This window comes from Acidicapsa borealis, assembly GCF_059115245.1.
Genome location: NZ_JCACNY010000001.1, coordinates 6,113,780 through 6,136,110 on the forward strand (window position 1 = coordinate 6,113,780; position 22,331 = coordinate 6,136,110).

Annotated in this window: 18 protein-coding genes; 13 read left to right on the top strand and 5 right to left on the bottom strand. The window is 60.0% G+C overall.

The window, feature by feature from the left end; genetic code table 11:
- Positions 1-33 precede the first annotated feature (33 nt).
- Positions 34-2,439 carry a S9 family peptidase gene (locus tag AC5S27_RS24840; RefSeq protein WP_493932573.1) on the top strand — a complete coding sequence of 802 codons (2,406 nt, stop codon included), beginning with the start codon at positions 34-36 and terminating at the stop codon, positions 2,437-2,439.
- 117 nt (positions 2,440-2,556) lie between these two features.
- Here the strand turns inward: AC5S27_RS24840 and AC5S27_RS24845 are convergent, their stop codons facing one another.
- Complete coding sequence (locus AC5S27_RS24845) at positions 2,557-3,477, bottom strand: hypothetical protein (protein WP_493932574.1); 921 nt, start codon at positions 3,475-3,477, stop codon at positions 2,557-2,559.
- 228 nt (positions 3,478-3,705) lie between these two features.
- Between AC5S27_RS24845 and AC5S27_RS24850 the strand changes: the two genes are divergently transcribed.
- Positions 3,706-5,880 (top strand): beta-galactosidase, encoded by a 2,175-nt coding sequence (locus AC5S27_RS24850; protein WP_493932575.1) that lies wholly within the window; start codon positions 3,706-3,708, stop codon positions 5,878-5,880.
- A 166-nt stretch (positions 5,881-6,046) separates the two neighbouring features.
- On the opposite strand, the gene AC5S27_RS24855 is transcribed toward AC5S27_RS24850, so the two are convergent.
- Together AC5S27_RS24855 and AC5S27_RS24860 are read right to left on the bottom strand one after the other, a co-directional pair.
- Positions 6,047-7,225 (bottom strand): glutathionylspermidine synthase family protein, encoded by a 1,179-nt coding sequence (locus tag AC5S27_RS24855; RefSeq protein WP_493932576.1) that lies wholly within the window; start codon positions 7,223-7,225, stop codon positions 6,047-6,049.
- Positions 7,225-7,491: a hypothetical protein gene (locus AC5S27_RS24860; RefSeq protein WP_493932577.1), complete on the bottom strand. Its 267-nt coding sequence runs from the start codon at positions 7,489-7,491 to the stop codon at positions 7,225-7,227. The genes AC5S27_RS24855 and AC5S27_RS24860 overlap by 1 nt, the downstream gene beginning before the upstream one ends.
- Positions 7,492-7,667: 176 nt before the next feature.
- Between AC5S27_RS24860 and AC5S27_RS24865 the strand changes: the two genes are divergently transcribed.
- From AC5S27_RS24865 to AC5S27_RS24885, 5 genes are all read left to right on the top strand, one after another.
- Positions 7,668-8,795 carry a metal-dependent hydrolase gene (locus tag AC5S27_RS24865; RefSeq protein ID WP_493932578.1) on the top strand — a complete coding sequence of 376 codons (1,128 nt, stop codon included), beginning with the start codon at positions 7,668-7,670 and terminating at the stop codon, positions 8,793-8,795.
- A 30-nt stretch (positions 8,796-8,825) separates the two neighbouring features.
- Positions 8,826-9,347, top strand: a complete 522-nt coding sequence (locus tag AC5S27_RS24870; RefSeq protein WP_493932579.1) for a Uma2 family endonuclease — start codon at positions 8,826-8,828, stop codon at positions 9,345-9,347.
- A gap of 178 nt (positions 9,348-9,525) precedes the next feature.
- Positions 9,526-10,083, top strand: a complete 558-nt coding sequence (locus AC5S27_RS24875) for a DUF6580 family putative transport protein (protein WP_493932580.1) — start codon at positions 9,526-9,528, stop codon at positions 10,081-10,083.
- A gap of 178 nt (positions 10,084-10,261) precedes the next feature.
- Positions 10,262-10,909 (top strand): Jag family protein, encoded by a 648-nt coding sequence (locus tag AC5S27_RS24880; protein ID WP_493932581.1) that lies wholly within the window; start codon positions 10,262-10,264, stop codon positions 10,907-10,909.
- 220 nt (positions 10,910-11,129) lie between these two features.
- Positions 11,130-11,945, top strand: a complete 816-nt coding sequence (locus AC5S27_RS24885; RefSeq protein ID WP_493932582.1) for a carbohydrate-binding family 9-like protein — start codon at positions 11,130-11,132, stop codon at positions 11,943-11,945.
- 46 nt (positions 11,946-11,991) lie between these two features.
- Here the strand turns inward: AC5S27_RS24885 and AC5S27_RS24890 are convergent, their stop codons facing one another.
- Complete coding sequence (locus AC5S27_RS24890; RefSeq protein WP_493932583.1) at positions 11,992-12,738, bottom strand: hypothetical protein; 747 nt, start codon at positions 12,736-12,738, stop codon at positions 11,992-11,994.
- A 47-nt stretch (positions 12,739-12,785) separates the two neighbouring features.
- Between AC5S27_RS24890 and AC5S27_RS24895 the strand changes: the two genes are divergently transcribed.
- Positions 12,786-13,316, top strand: coding sequence for a VOC family protein (locus AC5S27_RS24895; RefSeq protein WP_493932584.1), 531 nt, complete (start codon positions 12,786-12,788; stop codon positions 13,314-13,316).
- A 240-nt stretch (positions 13,317-13,556) separates the two neighbouring features.
- Here AC5S27_RS24895 and AC5S27_RS24900 read toward each other — a convergent pair whose 3' ends face one another.
- Positions 13,557-16,853: a TonB-dependent receptor gene (locus AC5S27_RS24900; protein WP_493932585.1), complete on the bottom strand. Its 3,297-nt coding sequence runs from the start codon at positions 16,851-16,853 to the stop codon at positions 13,557-13,559.
- 504 nt (positions 16,854-17,357) lie between these two features.
- Between AC5S27_RS24900 and dnaG the strand changes: the two genes are divergently transcribed.
- From dnaG to AC5S27_RS24925, 5 genes are all read left to right on the top strand, one after another.
- The gene (gene dnaG, locus AC5S27_RS24905) at positions 17,358-19,136 is read left to right on the top strand and encodes a DNA primase (protein WP_493932586.1); all 1,779 of its coding nucleotides are present in this window, start codon (positions 17,358-17,360) and stop codon (positions 19,134-19,136) included.
- Between the two features lie 53 nt (positions 19,137-19,189).
- Entirely contained in the window at positions 19,190-19,453 is a 264-nt protein-coding gene (locus tag AC5S27_RS24910) for a hypothetical protein (RefSeq protein WP_493932587.1), read from the top strand.
- A 3-nt stretch (positions 19,454-19,456) separates the two neighbouring features.
- Entirely contained in the window at positions 19,457-19,774 is a 318-nt protein-coding gene (locus tag AC5S27_RS24915) for a type II toxin-antitoxin system RelE/ParE family toxin (protein ID WP_493932588.1), read from the top strand.
- Positions 19,775-20,224: 450 nt separating this feature from the next.
- On the top strand, positions 20,225-21,907 hold the full coding sequence (gene rpoD / locus AC5S27_RS24920; RefSeq protein ID WP_493937248.1) for an RNA polymerase sigma factor RpoD: 1,683 nt from the start codon (positions 20,225-20,227) through the stop codon (positions 21,905-21,907).
- Positions 21,908-22,029: 122 nt separating this feature from the next.
- Entirely contained in the window at positions 22,030-22,287 is a 258-nt protein-coding gene (locus AC5S27_RS24925; protein ID WP_493932589.1) for a hypothetical protein, read from the top strand.
- Positions 22,288-22,331: the final 44 nt, after the last annotated feature.

Genomic DNA, 22,331 nt, shown 5'->3' on the forward strand with positions numbered 1-22,331 from the left:
CTGCGTAATTCGAATTCCGGGAGAACCCGCGAAGTGTCCATCCACAGATCCGCCATTTTTACTGCCGCCGCTCTGGCCTGCAGCTTCTCCATCCCTTCCGTCGCGCAGGTCGCAAGCCAGCCCCGCCAATACACCACCGCCGACTACGCCCAGGCCGAAAAGTTCATGTCCTACAACGTCACCCCGCTCGCCTGGAAGGGCGTAGTCAAAGCGGAATGGTTGCCAGATGGGAAAGACGAGAAGGAACCCCGCTTCTGGTACCGCGCCGTCGACGACTCCGGCATCACCTACACCCTCGTCGACCCCGCTAAAGGCACCCACGCCCCAGCCTTCGACCACACAAAACTAGCGGAAGCTCTAAAGGCGGTAGCCAAGCCAGAGCTCAAAGACGACGCCCACCACCTAAAGCTCTCCGAACTCGCCCTGACCGACCACGATTCAATCCTCGACTTCACCTACGCCGGCGCCACCTACCACTGCACTCTCGCAGCCGCCTACACCTGTACCGCAGCGCCCGCGCCGCCGAAGGAGCGCCTCAACCTTTCGCCCGACAAGAAGCTGGGCGTCTTCATCCGCGACTGGAACCTCTGGCTCCGCGACATGGCCACCGGCAAAGAAACCCAGCTCACCACCGACGGCCAGAAAGACTACGGCTACGCTACCGACAACGCCGGCTGGAAGCACTCTGACGCCGCCATCGTTCTCTGGTCCGACGACTCGAAGAAGATCGCGACCTTCCAGCAGGACCAGCGCAAGACCGGCGAAATGTACCTCGTCCCCGTCACCAATGGCCACCCCAAGCTCGAAGCCTGGAAGTACCCATTAGTCGGCGACAAAGATATCACCATGATCGAACGCGTCGTCATTGACCTCCCGACCGGCAAAATGACCCGCCTCAAGATGCCGCCCGACCAGCACCGTTCGACCATCTGCGATGACGTAGCCTGCCACGGAACTACCTGGGACGACGTCGAATTCAGCCCCGATAACACCTACCTCGCCTTCGTCTCCACCTCCCGCGACCACAAGCAGGAATGGTTCCGCGTAGCTGACACCGCCACCGGCGAAGTCCGCGAAGTCTTGACCGAGTCCGCCCCCAAGTTCTTTGAAAGCGGCGACAACAAGGTCAACTGGCACTACCTGCCCAAGTCCAACGAAATCCTCTGGTTCAGCGAGCGCGACAACTGGGGCCAGCTGTACCTCTACGACCTCATCACCGGCAAGCTCAAGAACCAGATCACCCACGGCGAAGGCAACGTAACCCAGGTCCTCCGCGTCGACGAAAAAGCTCGCACCATCTACTTCCTCGGCGTAGGCCGCGAAGCGGGTCGCGACCCCTACTTCCAGCACCTCTACAGCATCCACTTCGACGGCACCGGCCAGAAGCTCCTCACGCCGGAGAATGCCGATCACACCATCAAGCTCTCCCCCGACGGCCGCTACTTCGTCGACACCTACTCCACCCCAACGCAGCCCCAGATCACCATCGTCCGCAACGCCGAAGGCAAGCAGCTGATGGAAGTCGCCAAGCAGGACATCAGCAAACTCCTCGCCGCAGGCTGGGTCCCGCCCACCCCCATCACCGTCAAAGCCCGCGACGGCAAGACGGACCTCTACGGCCTCATGTTCAAGCCCACCAGCTTCGATGCATCGAAGAAATACCCCATCATCAACTACGTCTACCCCGGCCCTCAGATCGGCTCCTGCGGGAGCCGCAGCTTCAGCGCTGCCCGCGGAGACAACCAGGCCCTCGCAGAACTCGGCTTTGTCGTCGTCTGTATTGACGGCATGGGCACCAACCTCCGCTCCAAGAGCTTCCACGAAGCCTACTTCGGCGACCTCGGCGACAACACCCTCCCCGACCAGGTCACCGGCATGAAGCAGCTCGCCGCCAAGTACCCCTTCATCGACCTCGACCGCGCTGGTATCTGGGGTCACTCCGGCGGAGGCAACGCTACGGGCGCCGCCATGTTCCACTACCCGGATTTCTTCAAAGTAGGCATCGCCGAGAGCGGCAACCACGACCAGCGCGACTACGAAGACGACTGGGCCGAAAAGTGGGCAGGCGTCCCCGTCGTCAACGCCGACGGCACCAGCAATTACGACACCCAGGCCAACCAGAACTACGCCAAGAACCTCAAAGGCCATCTACTCCTGGCCCACGGCACCATGGACGACAACGTCCCGCCGAACAACACCCTGATCGTCGTAGAAGCCCTCATCAAAGCCAATAAGGACTTCGACCTCCTGCTCATTCCCAACGTCCCTCACGGCTATGCGTACGCCACCCTCTACATGACACGCCGCCGCTGGGACTACTTCGTGCGCTACCTCGCAGGCGCCACCCCACCCGACCAGTACCAGATGCAGCCCGTCTCCGTCCTCCGCAGCATGGCCGCCAACGGCCCCGAGCCAGACCAGGACGACCCGGACCAATAACCAACCTCCACCAGCGGATCAAACAACGAGCAAAGCAAAGCCTGAGGCTGTCAACCTCAGGCTTTTGCTGTTCTCTGTTAGCTATTCCTGTGCATCGCGGCCAACATCGCTGCCCTATCAGTCCCGGTCAATCTCCAAATCATCCGCCAGCTTGAACCGCACAATCGACTCCGCCGGGATCACCAGATCCTTATTCCCAGACAATCCCGCACCCGCCGTACCCGCGCCAGCCCCAGCCAGACCGCCAATCAGCGCACCCTTGCCGCCACCGGCCAGTCCGCCAATCAGCATGCCCAATCCACCGCCGCCTCCAACAAAAGCAGCCGTCCGCTTGCCCTTGCCCTTCTTCGTCCGCAGCACATCCTTCGTATCCAGCGGATACTGCTTCCCATCCAGCGTCAGCGATACCAGCCTAAGCTCAATATCCGCCGCTCCCTTGAACTTCCCGCGACCCTTCGCAGCCACTACTTCACCGCCCACCGGCGTCTTCTTCGGAATCACCACCTGGCCGCCAGCCGTCACCGGCTCCACGATCTCGCCAGTAAACTTGTCTCCCGGCCGGCTGCCCTTCGCACTGATCGTCTGATCCACACGAATCACCAGGGTCGTCCCCGCAGCCACATTAATCGGTGGCGGTGGCGGAGGCGGCACCGGCGAAACGACAGGAGGCTGATTCGGCGCAGGAGCCGGAGTCGGCGCGGGAGCAGGAGCCGTTCCCGTCGCAGCCTGATCCGTAGTGGGTGCGGGTGCCGCAGCCGTCGCGCCCTTCGGCGTCACAGTCGTAGAAACAACCTGTCCCGGCTGCCCGGGCACCGGCGGCTGCACCACCGTCGTCACCGTATTACCGTCCTTATCCGTGCTCACAATTTGCTGTGCTTGCCCGCTCGAGGCAGCCTGCGCCTTGGCCTGTTCCAGCGCCTTATCCTGCGCGGACTTGCAACCCGTAAGCGCCACAGAAGACATGGCAACCGCCAGCAAAGCCGCAGCCATCACCGGCCGCACATGGAAAACAACAAATGGGGTGGGGGAAATACGCATCAAAGGCCCTCTTTCTCGAACAAATTTCGTACAGCCAGCAACGTCTATTGGAAGCCACACACATCCCGCAGGACTCTCAATTATCTCCCCGCCGCGCGAAAAAGAACTGGTTCCAATTGCACCGCCGTAATCTAGTTCCTCTGTGCCATCGCGGTTTTGAGATGCGCGCCGCCTTTTCCATCCTGTAGGATGAACCGTCTTTTGAAACCCCCAACGGAAGTGAAGCCAATGCACGAATCCCGTTTCCGCCGCCTCCAGAAAACGTTCTCCATCGGCCTCCTCTCGGCCTTCGTCGCCGCGCCCTTCGCCCACGCCCAGAACACCTCCAAGCCGCTCCCCACCATCCTCTACGGCGCCGCCTATTACAACGAATACATGCCCGACGAAGGCGACGGCCAGCCAGCCCTACGCGCCAAACGCCTCGCAAAAGACGTCCAGATGATGAAAGACGCCGGCATCTCCGTCGTCCGCATGGGCGAATCAAGCTGGGCGCTCTGGGAGCCCTCCGACGGCCACTTCGAATACGCATGGATGGACACCGTCGTCGATGCCATGAGCAAGGCCGGCATCAAGGTCATCATGGGCACCCCGACCTACTCCATCCCCACCTGGATGGCCAATGCCCACCCCGAAATCCTCGTCCGCCCGCAGGGCGCGCCCCTCGTCGGCGGCGAAGTCACCTACGGCATCCGCCAGAACATGGACACCGACAACGCCATCTTCCGCAAGTACTCCGCACGCGTCATCGAGAAGATGGTCGCCCACTACCGCAACAACCCCACCGTCATCGGCTGGCAGATCGACAACGAAACCACCTCCTACGGCGCCTACAACGACGACGTCTTCAACGGCTTCGTCGAGCACCTCAAGAAGAAATTCGTCACCACCGATGCCATGAACAAAGCCTGGTTCCTTAACTACTGGGGCCAGGACGTCAACGGCTGGGAAAACATGCCCCGCCCCGACCACGCCACCAGCACCAGCTACAAGCTCGAATGGTCCCGCTGGCAGCAGATGCGGGTCGCAGACTTCCTCACCTGGCAGGCCGGTCTCGTTCGTCAGTTCCGCGGCCCAGACCAGTTCGTCACCCACGACTACGGCGGCTCCATGAAGAAAGACAAGGACGAGCTGGCCGTCGCCAAAGCTCTCGACATCGTCGCCAACAACACCTACCACGGCACTCAGGACCACATGGACGGCGCCTGGCAGGCGCAGGAAAGCGACTGGGCCCGCTCGCTCAAGCGCGACAACTTCCTCATCACCGAAACCAACGCCCAGACCCTCGGCTGGGATTCAGCTGGACAGTTCCCGCCCTACGACGGCCAGGTCCGCCTCGACGTCTATACCTATCTCTCGAGCGGCGCCAACATGGTCGAGTACTGGCACTGGCACTCCATCCACGCCGGGCAGGAGACCTACTGGAAAGGCATCCTGAGCCACGATCTCGAACCCAACCGCGTCTACGCCGAAGTCTCCAAAACCGCTCACGAACTCCAGAAAATCGGCCCCCAGCTCGTCGACCTCAAGATCAAGAATCAGGTCGCCATCCTCTACAGCGTCGATTCCGACAACGGCATCGTCTTCATGCCCTATGACCGCAAATACGGCAATGGCTGGACCCCCGGCGTCCCCGGCGACGCCTACACCACCGTCCTCGGCCAGCTCCATCGCAGCCTTTACAACCAGAACATCGGAGTAGACTTCGTCTTCCCCAACAGCGGCGACTTCTCGCAATACAAGCTGCTCGTCATTCCGCCGCTCTATGTGGCCGATGACGCCCTCCTGAAGCGCATCAGCGACTACGTCAAAAATGGCGGCCATGTCCTGATGTGCTTCAAATCCGGCTTCGCCAACGAAAACTCTGCAGTCCGCTGGACCCGCGCCCCCGGCCCACTCCGCGAAGCAGCAGGCTTCAGCTACCAGGAGTTCTCCAACTTAGAAAAGCCGCTCGCCCTCAAAGGTGACCCCTTCCATGCAGGCGAAGAAAACAAGGTCAGCACCTGGGCCGAGTTCCTCCTGCTCGAACACGCCGAAGCCCTCGCATACTACGACCACCCCTTCTTCGGAAAATGGCCAGCCATCACCCGCAACCACTTCGGCTCAGGCCAGCTCACCTACGAAGGCACAGAACTCTCCGACACCCTGCAAGCCAAACTCATCGCCGATGAAATCAAGAGCGCAGGCCTGGCCAGCGCCGACCAGCATCTCCCAGCCCCAGTCCACGTAAAACACGGCACCAACCGCGAAGGCAAAAAACTCCACTACTACCTCAACTACTCCAGCGACACTCAGACCTTCAACTACCCCTACGCCGCAGGGAAAGACCTGCTAACTAGCACAGCAGTCAACCCCAACCAATCCATAACCCTGAAGCCCTGGGACTTGGCAATCATCGAAGAATAGCCAGAGCTTCTATAAGCAAGCAGGCAGTACAACCGAACGCCGGGTGGCCCACCTTCATCGCGCACTTGCGATTAAGGTGGGAGTAGCAAATGCCAGCCTGTCGTTGCACCTGCCTTTGCTTTTCTGGTTGTCATTCCCGAAGGGAATCTGCTGTTCCGGCCGGCCATCACCGAAACAAATGCGGCACAAACCGGCTCAAGTTATTCGTAATCAATCCATCCGACTCCCGAATCCCCATCCCCGCCGGCTCACCATCGATCAGCCAACTCCCCAACACCGCAGTCTTCCCATCCGCCTGCGCCATAGAAGCCATCGCCTGGTAAACATAGCCTCCGCCAGCCGCCTTGGCATCGAGAGCATTGGCCTTCGCCGCACCGCCCTCTTCAGCCCAGTTACGAAACACCTGCACCCCCGCGCCCTCACGTCCCACCAGCGGCTTACGCACATAGTTCTGCATCTTGCGCGGTCCATCGAGATAAGCAGGCAGCAACAGCTCATGATCCGGAAACAGCTCCCAGAGAATCGCCAGCACCGCCTTGTTCGACCACATCATCTTCCAGATGGGCTCAATCCACTGGACCTTGCCCGCCACCGGCTTCTGCGAAGCAGCATTCATCGTCGCCAGCGCATGATCCCCAAACGCATCCCCCAGCATCCACTCCCACGGGTACAGCTTGAAGATCGTCCGCAACTCATCCCGCCGCCCATCGACAAACCGCTCACCGGCGCTGTCCCATCCCACCTGCCGCATCGCCAGCCCGGAGGTCTTCAATCCCGCCTGATGCGCCGTGTCCTGCAGATAGGCAATGGTCATCCCATCTTCCTCCGCCCCATCATGGGCGAAGTAGACCGGCTGAGAAACATACGGCAGCAGATCCTTCCACTTAGCCACTAACTTCTCATGCAGAGAATTGAACTGGTCCGCCTTGGGGAAACACTCCTCCAGCCAATACCACTGCGCCACCGCCGCTTCCACAAGACAAGTAGGCGTATCCGCGTTGTATTCGAGCAGCTTGATCTGCGGCCCGTCAAAGGCCAGATCAAGCCGTCCATATAGCGCCGGAGGCTCGCTCTGCCACGTCTCGCGAATGAGCGCCGCAGCCTTCGCCGGAATGCCCATCCGGCCCAGCCAGTCGCGCTCCAGAATCACTCCACCAGCAGCCAGCGCCAATCGCTGAATCTCCGCCGTAGCCGCCTCCAGCCGGTCAATCTCTGCCGCGGAAAACTCCCAGTATGCAGACTCATCCCAATAAGGGCTGCCATCGTCGAGCGAGTGGTACGTCAGCCCAACGCGCTCTACCTTCCGCTGCCAGTCGGCTCGTGGCGTAATCGTGCGCCTTCGCATCACTCGCCGCCTTCGCCGCCGCCGTGCCCAAACCCGCCAAAGCTCACGCTCGACCTGCTGGCTCCGACGACAGAATCACCGATATGCCCGCCACTCGAACCGCCATACACATAGAAGTAGCCGCCACCGTGAGAGACCTCACAATAGGAGTCCGGCATAAGGTGATTTTGCGCATCCACGCAATGGCGCGGACCGTTATGGCAGCCGATCGAAACCATCGCGGCAGCAGCCAGCAAAGTAAGTGGAACTTCTTTCGATTTACGCATGGAAGTAAGTACAGATCCTGACAGAATTGCCAACCAAAAACAATCCCAGTGATACTACGCGGAATCTATCCGCAGCGTTCCTGACCCCACCCCAGAGCGGGGTACAGCAAGTCTTCCTGTGAACACTGGCCGTTATCAGGCAACGAACCCTCCACAATCCCGCTAGAATGGCCACCATGGAGCCAGTAACCCACTTCCTCACCGGAGCCTGCATCGGACGCGCCGGCCTCAACCGCCGCACCGCCTACGCCACACTGGCCGCCACCCTCGCCGCCGAAGCCCCTGACATGGATGTCTTCTGGGGCGTCGCCGGGCCCGTCGTCAGCTTCGCCCACCATCGCGGCATCACCCATACCTTCGTCGCCGTCCCCGTCGTCGCGCTGGTCATCACCGGCTTCGTCTGGTGCGTTGATAAGGCGATCAGCTCCCGCCGCAAACCCATCCGCGATCCCCAACCCATCCGCTGGCTCTGGGTCTATTTCTCCGCCTTCATCGCCGCGCTAAGCCACATCCTGCTCGACTGGACCAACAACTACGGTGTCCGTCCCTTCTTCCCCTTCAACACCCGCTGGTACTCCGGCGACCTCGTCTTCATAGCCGACCCCGTCCTCTGGGCACTCCTCCTCCTCGCCATAATCGTTCCCGCCCTCCTCGGCCTCACCGACCGCGAAGTAGGCGCCCACCGCCAGCAGTTCCGAGGCCGCGGCTGGGCCATCTTCGCCCTGATAGGAATGGTCGCCGTCTGGGGCCTCCGCTGGTCACAGCACGCCAAAGCCTCCAATCTAGTAGCCCAGGCTCAGGTCACAGCCACCCCAGCCAGCCGCACCGCCCTCGAACCCTATCCGTTCAGCCCCTTCCGCTGGCACGCCCTGCTCGAAACCGGCACCACCTGGCAAACCGCCGAAGTCGACACTCGCACCAATCAAGTCGAATCCGACCCCCGCAACAACGTCCTCCTCAAACCAGCCTGGACCCCAGCCATCATCGCCGCCCGCCAGTCGCGCCTCGGCCAGGTCTACCTCGACTGGTCCCAGTGGCCAGTCGTCCGAGACATCGGCCCGCAAGCCGCCCCTAAACAGCCCCCGCCAGACTTCCCCGCCAACCGCAACTGGACCACGATCGAGTTCAGCGACCTCCGCTTCGCCTACGCCTATCTCGACACCAGCATGGGCACCGGCTCCAGCCGCCCGCTAGCCGCCACCCTGCCAACCACAGGCTTGGCTGGCTGGGTCTACATCGTCGATGGCCCCAACGGCAGCAAGGAAGAAGCCGGCCAGTTCATCGGAGGCAGAGAACAAAAGTAGGCGTAGAATCAAGACCCATAGGAGAGCGCCATGGCCGCGACAACCCAGGTTCCCGTCGAAGTCTACCTCCGCTCCGACTATCAGCCAGACGCCGAATACATCGATGGCGAAATTATGGAGCGACCCGTGGGCGAAGACGACCACTCCTCCTGGCTAGGCGCTATTTGCTACTGGTTTCACCAGCATGAAGACGAATGGAACATCCGTATCCGTCCTGAACTGCGCGTGCAAGTCAGGCGCGAGAACTTTCTCGTCCCCGACGTTACCATCCTCGACGCCGCAAATCCGCGAGAGAAGATCGCTACCCTCCCTCCCGTCGCCGTCTTCGAAGTCCTGAGCCCGGAAAACAAGATCCGCGAAATCATGCGCAAACTCGACCTCTACGAGCAAATGGGCATCCCCCAGATCTGGCTCATCGACCCACCCGCTGCCGGTGCGTTCCCGGTCTGGCAGCGCTTCCACCAGGGTCGCCTCGCCGACAGCACCACCTTTTCCCACCCGGAGAAGGGCATCCACTTCGAAATGACCGAAATCGCGAAACTACTCCGCTGATGGAGCGTTACACGCGAAATTTCACCCGCATCACCGCGTTTATTGACTCGATCAACAATTCCCGGTTGACCCCAGCCCATTCAATCCCCAGAATGGTCATAGACTTCTGTCGATTCCCGTATCGTCTTGTCAATCCATCGCTGAAAGATCACTGGTCCATCCAGCACCCGAGGTACCAATGCCCGCATACCTGCTCCTGCTAGCCGCTCTCCTGAGCCGCGTCATTCCCCACTCCGGCTGGTACGGATTCACCGCCGTCGGTGGCGCCCTGCTCTACTTCGGTGCCCGCCGCAACTGGCGCGAGATGCTCCTCCCCGTCGCCGCCTTCGCCGCGGTCGACTACTACCTCACCACCCAGGTCTACAGCTCCGAGTTCAACGTAGTGAACTACCTCTCCACCTGGGCCTGGTACGCCGCCGCCATCGCTCTCGGCCACATCCTGCTCTCCGCGCGCACCTCAGCCGTCCGCTTCATCGCCACCGGCCTGCTCGGCCCCACCTCCTTCTTCCTCATCTCCAACTTTGCCGCCTGGCAGATCCTCAGCCGCCCCGGCAGCATGTACGCCAGCAATCTCGGCGGCCTCATCACCGCCTACATCGCCGGCCTGCCTTTCTACGGACGCGACGTGGTCTCGACCGGCCTGGTCCTCGCCCTCGCCTTCGGAGCCGAAGCCACCGTCCGCCACTTCCGCGATAACAACACTCTCCAGCCCGCACCCATCCGCGCCAAGCGCTAGCTGTATCCTGCTCACTGGGCCAGTAGGGTAGGCCGGGGATTTATCCCCGGCACTATCCGAGCGAACAGAAAAAGGGGCTTCAGCCCCTGCGGCATCGAATTGAGATCCACCGCGGAAAATCGCTTTTGGCCGCCCAGCAATTCCCACCTGCCCCGGTAATTTGCAATACTAAGTCGTCATGCCAATCGATAACATTCAGCAGGCCGCGCAGAAAGTCGCCACTCTCCTCAACTCGATCGTCAAGCTCGGCGGCCTCAAGCTGAAGTACCGCATCAGCGCCAGCCCCGTCCCTGCAGACAGCGAACACGTAGGCGCCGAAGTCCTCAACGTCGAGCTCAACGGCCTCGACGCACCCCTGCTTACTCAGCGCGGCGGCGAACTCCTCCGCTCCCTCGAGCACCTCGCTATCCAGATCCTCCGCCTCGACGTCCGCGAACACGACCTCGTCAGCTTCGACGCCCTCAACTTCAAGGCCCTCCGCCAGCAGGAGATCCAGCTCTCCGCCGAAACCGCCGCCGAGCGCGTCCGCGAGACCGGCACCCCCTACAGCTTCCCCCCCACCAACTCCCGCGAACGCCGTATGCTCCACCTCGCCTTCCGCTCCATCGAAGACGTAGAGACCCAATCCCTCGGCGAAGGCCAGGAGCGCTACCTAGTCGTTTACCCCAAAGGCCGCACCGACCTCCCAGCCCCCATCCCCCAAATGCCAGTCCGCACCGGCTACGGCGACCGAGGCGGTAGAGGTGGAGACCGCGGCGGCAGAGGCGACCGAGGTGATCGTGGCCGAGGCAGAGGCGGCGACCGAGGCGGCTACGGCCGCAGATAGCAGCAAGCAGATAGCAACGAACAGCAGGCAGCCAGCCGCAAAAGCAAGCCTGTCTTCACTGGCGCGAGAACAAATGCGGGTGCCCCACCCTCGCGACGCCTTTGTTTTTGTCGCTAGGGTGGGAATCACAAATCCCAGCCCGTCGTTGCCCTTGCCTTTCTTGCAGTCATTCCCGAAGGGAATCTGCTGTTGCCAGTCCGCGTATGCAACAATACCGCCCATGTACCTATCCGCCGCAAAGCCCCTGGCAGCCCTATTCGCCCTCAGCCTATTGAGCCTCTCCCAAGCCCAACCCACCCCTGAAACACCCCTCACCTACAACTGCCTCCACACCCCCAAGCCCATCAAGATCGACGGCAAACTGGACGACCCAGCCTGGCGCACCGCCCCCTGGACCGAAGACTTTATCGACATCGAAGGCGCAGCCAATCCTGCCAATCCCAAGCCCCGCTACCGCACCCGCGCCAAGCTGCTCTGGGACGACCAGTACCTCTACATCGCCGCCGAGCTGGAAGAACCCAACCTCCAGGCCAAACTCACCGAACACGACTCCGTCATCTTCAAAGACAACGACTTCGAATTCTTCGTGAAACCCCCAGCCACCGTAGAAGGCCCCGCAGGCCAGAAAATGCCGGCCCCCGGCTATTTCGAGTTCGAGATCAACGCCCGCAACACCAGCTGGGACCTCTACCTCAACCGCCCCTACAACCAGGGCGGCAAAGCCGACGACAGCTGGAACATCCCCGGCCTCAAAACCGCAGTAGCCCTCAAAGGCACCCTCAACAACGCGTCCGACAAAGACCACGGCTGGACCGTAGAAATCGCCATCCCCTTCGCCGCCTACACCAGCCGCCTGCCCGTAGCGCACCCCAAGGCCGGCGACCAATGGCGCTTCAACTTCAGCCGCGTCGAATGGCTCCAGGGCCACCAGCAACCCGGCGAACACGAAGCCAACTGGGTCTGGTCCCCCCAAGGCGTAATCAACATGCACGTCCCGGAAAAGTGGGGCTACTTGAACTTCCAAGACAAGCGGTAACGGCCGGTTCTCGTCGAACGATGAGCCCATAAGTCTTTGCGTGGCATCAATGCAAGCGCAACGCTCGCCGCACTTTGTCCACAAAACCGTCGCTCTTCGTTTTGTTTGCGCCCTCATTGTCCACCAAAGCCCTTATCCGCTCAACGACTGGTTCATACTCGCCCTTAACAAGTCCCAGATCGGGATGCCGCGATAGTGGAGACTTTTTGATGTCAGCCATCTTCAGTGCATGCTCCGCATGACGCAACGCCAGTTCGGAATTCCCAAGCTCCGAATACACGATTGCCAATGCACTTGAATACATGAAGACCTCAACCGGGAAAACCATGTTCAAACTACGGGCCTCCAATGTTTCGATAGCAAAGTCGTAAAGCTCCCGCCTGCCATAGGTAGCGATCAAAAGCGGCAGATTGAAGCGCGCCCTCGTGGTAGAACCACGATGCGTCTCCTCCCATTGAAGTGAACGCCGGTAAGAATCGATGGCTTCATCAATTAATCCCAACGCCACATATGCTTCCGCCTGCACGTTCAATGCGTCTGCCATGAAGGATTCATCTCCAGATTCGAAATACAGCTCGATCAGCCGCAAAGCAACCCGCGGCTCAGTCGACCTCAATGTCCATGCCTGAATCTTTAGATATTGCGGCCTTTGGCTGCGGCTGCGTTTCAGCCTTGCAAGAAACTGCGCCTCAATCTCAGGCGACCAACTAGTATTTCGAAACCAGTCAGGCATCATCGACCCCTGATGCAAAGATAGGGGATTGAACCGCGTCAATTCACGGAAGAAAATCAATGCGGTCAGCAGTCAGAACTGCATCCTATAGATTTGGGAGAATAAGAATGAGCACCTTAGAAAAACTCGCGACCGCCCAACCCGTAGCCTTCGTCCCCATCAGCGACACCGAGACGGGAAAAGCCAAAGCGCTCACCTTCTACCGCGACCAGCTCGGCCTCACCTTTGTCGAAGACCAGTCGCCCTTCGCCCTCGTCTTCCGGCTCCATATCCCTAGCGAGATCTCCGGCGACTTGCGCGAAAATCTACAAGGCGAATCCGGCACCGGTGGAGAAGGCATCAGCCGCTCCGGCAATGACGACCTCCCAGGTTCAGCGATCGGCGCCTCCACCGGCACCACGCTCCGCGCCACGTTCGCGGGAGACTTCAAGCCCCAGCCCTTCACCATCCTCGGCTGGACCGTCCCCGACATCGCTGCCACCGTCCAGCAGCTCACCAACGCGGGCGTCAACTTCACCCGCTACCCCGGCCTCAACGCCGACCACCCGCTCGCCATCTGGACCGCCCCCGGCGGCACTCAGATCGCCTGGTTCACCGACCCCTTCGGCAACACCCTGAGCCTTCAGCAGAACGTCTGAAAAAATCTGCCAGCAGATTGTGAGTATTTTCTACCGAAAAGCGCATCATAAGAAACAGCTCAGCAGCACATGCTCTTTAGTTGTCATTCCCGAAGGGAATCTGCTTCTCGCCTTTCGTTGGCAGAGGAAAATAAATACCCTCCCCCTCCATTCGTAAGTTCTTCCCCTGCGAAAGAATGTGCCAAAAAAAACGGCCCCGCCAGAACCCTGGCAGGGGCCGTTCGCATTTCCTAAAGCAAGTTAGAAGAAAAATTTAGCCGAAACCTGCAGCTGCCTCGGCCCATACAACACGTTGTTGGTGCTCGACTTGTTCCCGAACGCCGCCGTTCCCTTGCCCGTGTAGGGAATGATGCAGCCCTGCAGCGGAGCTTCCGTCGAAACAGTGGTTTCGCACTTGATGCCGCCCGTGGTGGCTCCAGCGCCAATGTACGTCGAATAGGTCGAGTTCACACCGGTGATGATCTCATGGTTCAGCAGGTTGAATGCCTCGCCAACGATCTCCATGTGCATCGCATCGTGGATCGGAATCTCCCGCGTCACGCGGAAGTCGAAGTCGTTGAACCCCGGTCCGATCAACGAGTTACGCCCGATCTGCGGGGGACGGCCAGTGGTCGCCGCGCCGGAGCCTGAGCTCATCGCGCCACCGTAAATGTTGCCCGCCGCGCCAAAGCTCGACGAACCGCCGTTGTAAACCGTGCCACTCATCGAAGCCGTAATTGGCTGACCCGCGGAAGCTGTATCGGTTCCCGAGAACTTGAACCCATCCAGCGTCAGCTTCATCCACTTGTTGCCTTCGAAAACGTGTGGCTGGTACACAAAGCTGCCCACAAAGCGGTTGCGCACATCGAGATCGGAAAGCCCATTCTCACCGCGCACATTGTTCGGGTCCAGCACAGGGTTGCCGCCGTAGAAGGTACCAAAAGCACCTGCAACCTGGTCCGTATCCGTGGCGCGAGACCACGTGTAGTTCGCCAGGATCTCTAGGCCGTTGGCGAACGGACGGCGCACCGTCACTGCCAGCGAGTTATACCAGGAGTTCGCCACGCTGAAGCCCGTGTTGTAGCTCTGCAGCGAGGAGTTAATGCGGTCCGACCGCAGGTACACCGGTACGGTCAACTGCTGGGTGACCTTGCCGCTCTTGTCCAGCACGTCGTACGAGCGCAGCCCGTGCGGCGTCTGGCCCACCAGGTTGGCATCCAGGAAGACCGGCAGGCGAAGCCCGCGCGATCCCACGTAACCCACCGAAAGCGTCAGCTTGCCGGGCAACTGCTGCTCCACGCTCAGGTCAGCTTCATGCGCCAGCGGTGGAACAAACTGCGGGTCCAGCCCGTGGAAGCTCTGCACACCGACCTTGGCCGTACCTTCGACGGTCGGCGGAGCGCCGCCGTTCGGATAGAGCGAGTTGTCGAGTGAAGGGCCAGTCGGCTTGAATGGCACATTAGGATAGATCAGTCCTGCAGCCGCCGAGTTGGACGCGTTGCAGCTGCTTCCGCAACCGGTGTAGTTGTAGTTCACCTGGACAACGCCGTTCTCCACGCGCATCGCGTAGTACGTGCTGCCCTGGTTCAGGCCGGAAAAGAGGCCATAGCCGCCACGAACCACAGTACCTGCATACGGCTGCCACGCAAAGCCCACACGAGGCTGCACGCGATCGGTCACGTTCTTGATCGTGCTGCTGTAGTAGGTGGAGAGGTCGCCGTAGTTGGTGTTGTTCTTCGTCGGGTTAGGCGTCAGCTGCACGTCATAGCGAACACCCGCGGTGATGGTGAGGTTGCTACGAATCTTCCACGAGTCCTCGGCAAAGCCGTCGAACATCTTCATCCAGAAGTCGTCGGCGCCGGCGCGGTTGCCCTTGTTGATCTGGTCTACCGTCTGCACAAAGCTGGTGTAGTGGTATCCGGCAAAAGGATCGGTGTCCCCTGGCTGGCCCTGGAACGAGTCAGCAGCCCAGTTCTGGAAGTTCGCGACTGCCGTCGAGCCGCTGTAGTTGTAGATACCGCCGCCCTGGAAGAGGTTGATCATGATTTCGTGAACGAGGTTGACGTCGCCGCCGAACTTGATCGTGTGGCGGCCATGGATCATCGAAACCACATCCGTAAGCTGGGTGCGGTGTTCGTCCGGCTCAGCAATACGCGGCAGCGCGTTTGGCATGCCGTATGTCAGCAGCGAACCGATACCGATGCTCGGGCCAGCCGCATTGGCGCCCGCCGTCTCCAGATCGCGTCCATACTGCCAATGGACCTGATTCACGGTCGTGTTGCCCAACTGGGTCGTCAGGCCGCCGACGAGGAAGCGCTCGTGGTAGCTGGTCGGCCCGTTGGTCGAGGGCGAGCTGTTGGTGAAGGTCGGCGCGCCCGAGTAACCGTTGGTCGAGTCGAAGTTCGCGAAGTTGTAATTCACAAACGCGTCGTTCCGGCTGTTGATATGCCAGTCGAGGCGCGGAAAGAAGATGTTTTCCTTGCTGAAGCGCGAAGGCGGCGAACCTGCCCCGCCAGAGTTGTCGATCAGGAAGGTAATGGCGGAGGTGCACTGGGCTGCGGTGATCGTCGCCGGGCACTGCGTCGGAGTGATGATTGTGCCGGAGCCATTCGAATCCGTCTGAGGGGTCAGCGAGAGCGTGTTGGTGTTTGCGTAGAGCACGCGGCCAACGCGACGGAAGCCATCATACGTGAAGAAGTAGAAGAGCCGGTCCTTGATGATCGGTCCGCCTACTGAGCCGCCAAATTGCTGCTGCTGGTGGATCGGCTGCGTCAGCAGGAAGGGATTTCCGCCATGCAGACCCTGGTACTTGTTGTACGGGTCCAGCGCGTTCAGGTCCGGATAGCGCAGATAATAAAAGAGATCGCCGTGGATTGCGTTTGTTCCGGAGCGGGTGATGGCGTTCACCTGACCGCCTGCCGCCTGGCCGAATTCGACGGAGTAGTTTGACGTTTCCGCCTGGAATTCCTTGATCGAGTCCAGTGAGTAGATATAAGGAGCGCCGGAAGCGCGTCCGCGGGCTTCCGAGAACAGCATTTCGTTGTTGTTCGCGCCGTCCACATAGTTCTGGTTGTAGAGGCCGCTGATTCCGTGGAAGCTGACCAGGCCGGAACCGCCGTCCTGCACCACGTTTGGCGTGAGGAGGACAAAGTCGCTCCAGTTACGCCCGTTCACTGGCAGGTTAGAGATCAGCTGCTGGTCCACGGTCTGCGAGACTTCGGTCTTTTCCGTGTCGAGCAGAGGAGACTCGCCCGAAACTTCCACCGAGGTCGAAACCGAGGCAGCGGGCAGAACGGCGTCCACCGTCAGCACCTGGCCGACTGTCAGGACAAGGTTCGTGCGGGAGACTTTGCCGAAGGAGTTGCCGCCCAGCGTCACTTCGTAGTGGCCCGGCTGCAGGAAGGTGGCGGTGTATTCGCCGGAGTCGTTGGTGGTGAGCGTGCGGGAAACGCCGGTATCGACGTCGGTGATCACGATGGCCGCGTTCGACACGACGGAACCCGTTGAATCGGTTACAGTTCCGGTAATGTTGCCGGATCCAGATGTCTGGGCTGTCACTGGCAGGATCGTAACCCAACACAGAATTGCTGCGAGAGCAAAGGCAAAAAGCCTAGCTTTAACAGGCTTGCATGGCATACAGATGTACTCCTATGAATTGGGGCCGCCCAGGATGGGAGGATTGGGGGCCGATGATGGATTGGTCTGGCTGCTCCGGTGGTAATTCGCCTGCCTGAAACAGTCTGGAGACGTTCGCAGCTTTCAGACCTGATAACAACGTAATAACTTAAGGCTCTTCGAGTAAGCGTCCTGTGTCAACCTGAGACGGCGAAATTGTTATGACGTTAACGACCTGCTTCCAGTCGTTCTCATCGCCGGAAGGTGCATCCTGCCACCTTCACTTTATCGCTCGATTCGCCCGCAGAGACTCATGTTTTCCCATCACATCAGGGCATTTCGGATGATCACTTTGGCCGATTTAACACCTCGTTTCCCACCGCAAGAGGCGTTCCAGCCAGTGGTACAGGCGGTATCCTGAAGACAGCGCCCGCTCCTCCAGAATTCATGTCCGACTTCGCCCAAACCGTGAAACAGCAGGCCGACATCGTCAAGGTGATCGGCGGCTACATCCGTCTGCGCAAGGCGGGAGCGCAAAACTACTCCGGCCTCTGTCCTTTCCATAAAGAGAAGTCGCCGTCGTTTTCCGTACATGCCGGCCGGCAGTTCTTCCACTGCTTCGGCTGCGGCCAGTCCGGGGATATCTTCAGCTTCGTCAGCAAGATAGAGAACGCCAGCTTCCCGGAATCGGTCCGTATCGTGGCGCAAAAGTGCGGCATTCCGCTGCCCAAGCGCGAGTACAACTCGCCAGAAGAGGCCGCCGAAGCCGGAATGCGGCGTAAGCTGCTGGACCTGCACGAGGCCGCAGCAACGTGGTTCGAAGAACAGCTCCGGTCGCCGGAGGGTGCCTTGGCCCGCGAATACCTCGCCGGGCGCGGCGTCACGGCGGAGGCAATCAAGACATTCCGCATCGGGTACGCGCCGGACAACTTCAACGGCCTGCGCGACAAGCTCGCGCCGATGGCTGACGGTGAGACTCTGCGAGCATCCGGTCTTTTCAGTTCGAAAGATACGGAAGACCAGGGCGGCAACGTCGTTCAGGGGCGCCTTTACGACCGCTTCCGCAAGCGCGTCACCTTCCCGATCGCGAATGAGTCAGGACGAGTTATTGCCTTTACTGCCCGCGCTTTAGAGACAGGCGACAAAGCGGGACCGAAGTACATCAACTCCCCCGAAACGCCGCTTTACTCGAAGGGTCAGGTCCTCTTCAATCTCGACAAGGCCAAAGCCCAGATGCGCGCCGCCGAGTGGGCCTTGCTCGTCGAGGGCCAGATGGACTGTATCTCGGTCTACATGCGCGGCATCCTGAACGTGATCGCCACCAGCGGCACAGCCTTCACCGAGCACCAGGTGGCCCTGCTGCGCCGCCAGACGACCAACGTCATCGTCAACTTCGACCCCGATGCCGCCGGAGCCAATGCCGCCGAGAAGTCGATCGGCCTTCTGACCGAGGAGGGATTTTCGATCAAGGTCATCACCCTCGATGGCGGCCTCGACCCGGACCGCTTCATCCGCGAGCGCGGCGTAGAAGCTTATGTCGCGGCCATCAAGGGAGCCCGCCGCCAGTCGGATTATCTGATCGAGCGCGCCCGCCAGCAGTTTCCCGGAGCCAATCCCGAATCCAAGATCAAGGCGATGAACTACCTGCTTCCCCACATCCGGCGCATTCCGCAGACGCTGGAGCGTGGCCAGTTTGCCCACGACGCAGCGCAGAAGCTGGGCATCGACTCCGCTGTGTTGCAGGATGAACTACGCCAGGCTGCGCTCAAGCGCCAGGATCATCTCGACGCCCGTGTCGAATCCCGCACGCCAACGGTGACCGAAGTCGAGCGCATCCTGCTCCGCGCGCTGGCCACGAACGAGGCCTGCTGGCACACCGCCAGCGGCCCGATTCTGGAGCATCCGGAGTGGTTTGAGCATCTTTCGGCATTTCAAGCCCTGCTGGCCCTGGCTGCGCAACCCGCTCCGGACCCGATGGTGGCGGTCCAAGATCCCGGCCAGCGCGCCCTCGTCGCCCAGGTGCTGCTGCAGGAAAATCATCCGCCCGATGAAGTGGCGGTTGAGGGCGCCCTGCACGGTCTCCACTTGCGCCGTCTCGAAAACGAGCAGCGTGCCCTGCGTGCGCAGATCGCGGAAGCCGAGCGACGCGGAGACTTCGCCGAAGTGGCCGCTCTCTCCCAGCGCAAACTAGCCGTAGATCGCGAAATCCGCAGCTTGCACCAGTAGTGATGAGAGAAAACTGCATATACTTTTACCAGCATCCGACTGGAGGTTGACACATGATCCTGGAACTCAAACCTGAGCACCAGAAAATTCTCGAACAGGAGATCCTGTCAGGCAGAACGCTGGAGGAAGTGCTGGATCAGGCGTTTGCAATTATCCAGGCGCAGCACGACATGGACGATTGGTTGATTGAGAATCGCGAAGAAATCGCAACTCAGATTGAAGAAGGGTATGCACAGGCTGAGCGAGGCGAATTGCTGGATCCGGACCAGGTCAGACAAATGCTGCAGGAACGTCGCCAAAATCGAAAGACAGCATGAATTATGTCGCATCCATACCGGTTAACTCCCAGAGCGGCGAATGATATTGACAGAATCTGGCACTACATCTCGATGGACAATGTGGATGCTGCGAACCAGGTTGAGGAAGCGATCTACAGCGCGTGTCATCTGCTCGGTACGAATCCTATGATGGGATCGGTTCGTAAAGGCATCACCAAACGTCCGATTCGATTCTGGCCTATTCCCGCGTACCCTAACTACCTCGTCTTATACATACCGGAGCCCAGCCCGGTCCGAGTTATCGGAATCGCGCACGGAAAGCGGAATATGCGGAAATTGCTGAAATCCATGCCGATCTGATTGCGTGCTGGCGACTTCTTGACCAAAGATGGCGATTTGGAACTAATTTCCGAGTTATAGCATCTATATACACAGAGCGAGACCGCAGGAATACGGCCCCGCCCCGACTGCAAGGCGAAAATACTTGACTTTGTCAGGGGTTCTGCTGTTAATCCGGGAGGTTCGCTGTGGTATTCTTGTATTCTCTGAAGGATGTGCGCCCCATTGCCCCACACATGAGCCACGGCTCGCGGGCAGGCCAAAATAGGCCACTTGCGCTGAATATCCTGATCCGAGCAACTCAACCGGACATCGCTTCCCGATGTTGTGGGTCGCTTTTGCCTGTACGGCATCGGTTTGCCGGGCGTGCTGAATTATTTTTCAGCGCCCACTTTGGCACCGGAACCGTTCATCGCAGTGCGCCTGCTCCCAGAAGCGGTCCAGAATTTTCGCGCAGGAGATGTGAGCGCCTTGGCTATTGACGACAAATTTGAAGACGATATTTCCAGCCTGATCGACACCGGCAAGGATAAAGGCTATCTGACCTACGGCGACGTGAACGACATGTTGCCCGACGATATGCATAATGCCGACGATCTGGACGACCTGATTACCACCATTGGTACTCAGGGCATTGATCTGCTCGACGGGCCCAAGTTCGGCGATAAGGACTTCGACCAGGAAGACGGCGAAGACGTTGAGCTGGACCTGACCCCGGGTACCCTTGAAAAGACCAACGACCCCGTCCGCATGTACCTCCGCGAGATGGGCACCGTGCCGCTGCTCACCCGCGAAGGCGAAGTCGAAATCGCCAAGCGCATTGAGCGCGGGCAGCTTCGCGTGCTCAAGTCGCTTTCCCGTTCGCCCGTGGTGATACGCGAAATCGTGGCCCTCGGAGAGGACCTGAAGCGCGGCGTCCGCAACGTGAAGGAAGTGGTCACGTTCGATGAAGAAGAGCTCACCGAAGATGTAGTGCAGGCCCGCGTTCGCGCCACGGCCGGCCGCATTGACGCGCTCGTAAAGCACCAGAAGAAAATCTTGCTGCTCAACGAGAAGCTCGAAACCCTCGCAGCCAAGACCAAGGCTCGCGAAGCGCGCAAGACCCGTTGGCTTATCGCCCGCGAAATGGTCTTGATCTCGCGCATCGTTCGTGAACTGAAGTACACCGGCCAGGAAAAGAAGCGCCTGCTCGACAAGGTCAACAAGACCGTCGAGATCATGCGTTCGCTCGAGCGGCAGATCAAGTCTCTCGACCAGAAGCACGATGCTTCGAAGTCTGAGGACCTGAAGAAGGAATACCGGCGCCAGCAGAAGAACTGCCGTATCGACCTCGAAAAGGTTGAGTCGGAAGCCGGCGTTACGGTTGTTGAGCTGCGCCGCACGCAGCGCGAAATGATCCAGGGCGACATGGACGCCGAGAAGGCGAAGCGCGAGCTCATTGAAGCCAACCTTCGTCTCGTCGTGTCGATCGCCAAGAAGTACACCAACCGCGGACTTCAGTTCCTCGACCTGATTCAGGAAGGCAACATCGGCCTGATGAAGGCGGTGGACAAGTTCGAGTATCGCCGCGGCTACAAGTTCTCGACCTACGCAACGTGGTGGATTCGTCAGGCCATTACCCGCGCCATCGCGGATCAGGCCCGTACGATCCGCATCCCGGTGCACATGATCGAGACCATCAACAAGCTCATCCGCACCTCGCGTCAACTGGTGCAGGAGCTTGGCCGCGAACCTTCGAGCGAAGAGATTGCCCGCCGCATGGACATTCCCGTCGCCAAGGTCCGCAAGGTACTCAAGATCGCGCAGGAACCGATCTCGCTCGAAACCCCGATCGGCGAAGAGGAAGATTCGCATCTTGGCGACTTCATTGAAGATCGTCAGGCTGTCTCGCCCTCTGAGGCCGTGATCAGCGTGAACCTAAAGGAGTACACCTCGCAGGTCCTGCGCACCCTGACCCCGCGTGAAGAGCGCGTGATCAAGATGCGCTTCGGCCTCGAAGACGGCTCCGAGCACACGCTCGAAGAAGTCGGGCAGAGCTTCCAGGTCACCCGCGAGCGTATCCGCCAGATCGAAGCCAAGGCGCTGCGCAAGCTGCGTCACCCCAGCCGCAGCCGCAAGCTGCGCGCCTTCGTCGAAGGCGTCAAAGAGCTCTAAGCATTTCGACAAGTCTCAAACATCAAGCCGCGATCCCAACCAGGGTCGCGGCTTTTGTTTTGCCCGCAGATTGCTGTTAGAAAACGCTTCTCAGCAATTCGTACGAAGAGTATGCTGCCGCCATGACAAAACCGAAGCCCGCTGCGATTGCCGTGAATCCTTACCGGTTCGACCCCTACAAGAACCATCGCTTCGACGCATTGCCGCCCGGCGACACTCCGGAAGACGCTCCGCCCGCGGCAGCGCCCGTAAGGAAGAAAAGCGCAAAAAAGGCTGCGCCTGCGAAGAAGGCAGCGGCTGCCAGGAAAGCCCCGACAAAGAAGGCTGCTTCGGTAAAGAAAGCTAAGCCGGCCAAGAAAGCATCTGCGAAAAAGCCTTAGGCAACTGCTGATTTTCAAGTTTGTCTCGAACGCGGCGAATGAGG

What these genes read in the sequence shown, in the direction of transcription:
- AC5S27_RS24865 (WP_493932578.1), top strand. Translation starts at nt 7,668, where the DNA reads ATGGAGCCAGTAACCCACTTCCTCACCGGAGCCTGCATCGGACGCGCC.
- AC5S27_RS24910 (WP_493932587.1), top strand. Translation starts at nt 19,190, where the DNA reads ATGATCCTGGAACTCAAACCTGAGCACCAGAAAATTCTCGAACAGGAG.
- AC5S27_RS24860 (WP_493932577.1), bottom strand. Translation starts at nt 7,491, where the DNA reads ATGCGTAAATCGAAAGAAGTTCCACTTACTTTGCTGGCTGCTGCCGCG.
- AC5S27_RS24850 (WP_493932575.1), top strand. Translation starts at nt 3,706, where the DNA reads ATGCACGAATCCCGTTTCCGCCGCCTCCAGAAAACGTTCTCCATCGGC.
- AC5S27_RS24915 (WP_493932588.1), top strand. Translation starts at nt 19,457, where the DNA reads ATGTCGCATCCATACCGGTTAACTCCCAGAGCGGCGAATGATATTGAC.
- AC5S27_RS24875 (WP_493932580.1), top strand. Translation starts at nt 9,526, where the DNA reads ATGCCCGCATACCTGCTCCTGCTAGCCGCTCTCCTGAGCCGCGTCATT.
- AC5S27_RS24880 (WP_493932581.1), top strand. Translation starts at nt 10,262, where the DNA reads ATGCCAATCGATAACATTCAGCAGGCCGCGCAGAAAGTCGCCACTCTC.
- dnaG (WP_493932586.1), top strand. Translation starts at nt 17,358, where the DNA reads ATGTCCGACTTCGCCCAAACCGTGAAACAGCAGGCCGACATCGTCAAG.
- AC5S27_RS24885 (WP_493932582.1), top strand. Translation starts at nt 11,130, where the DNA reads ATGTACCTATCCGCCGCAAAGCCCCTGGCAGCCCTATTCGCCCTCAGC.
- AC5S27_RS24870 (WP_493932579.1), top strand. Translation starts at nt 8,826, where the DNA reads ATGGCCGCGACAACCCAGGTTCCCGTCGAAGTCTACCTCCGCTCCGAC.
- AC5S27_RS24925 (WP_493932589.1), top strand. Translation starts at nt 22,030, where the DNA reads ATGACAAAACCGAAGCCCGCTGCGATTGCCGTGAATCCTTACCGGTTC.
- AC5S27_RS24895 (WP_493932584.1), top strand. Translation starts at nt 12,786, where the DNA reads ATGAGCACCTTAGAAAAACTCGCGACCGCCCAACCCGTAGCCTTCGTC.
- AC5S27_RS24845 (WP_493932574.1), bottom strand. Translation starts at nt 3,477, where the DNA reads ATGCGTATTTCCCCCACCCCATTTGTTGTTTTCCATGTGCGGCCGGTG.
- AC5S27_RS24855 (WP_493932576.1), bottom strand. Translation starts at nt 7,225, where the DNA reads ATGCGAAGGCGCACGATTACGCCACGAGCCGACTGGCAGCGGAAGGTA.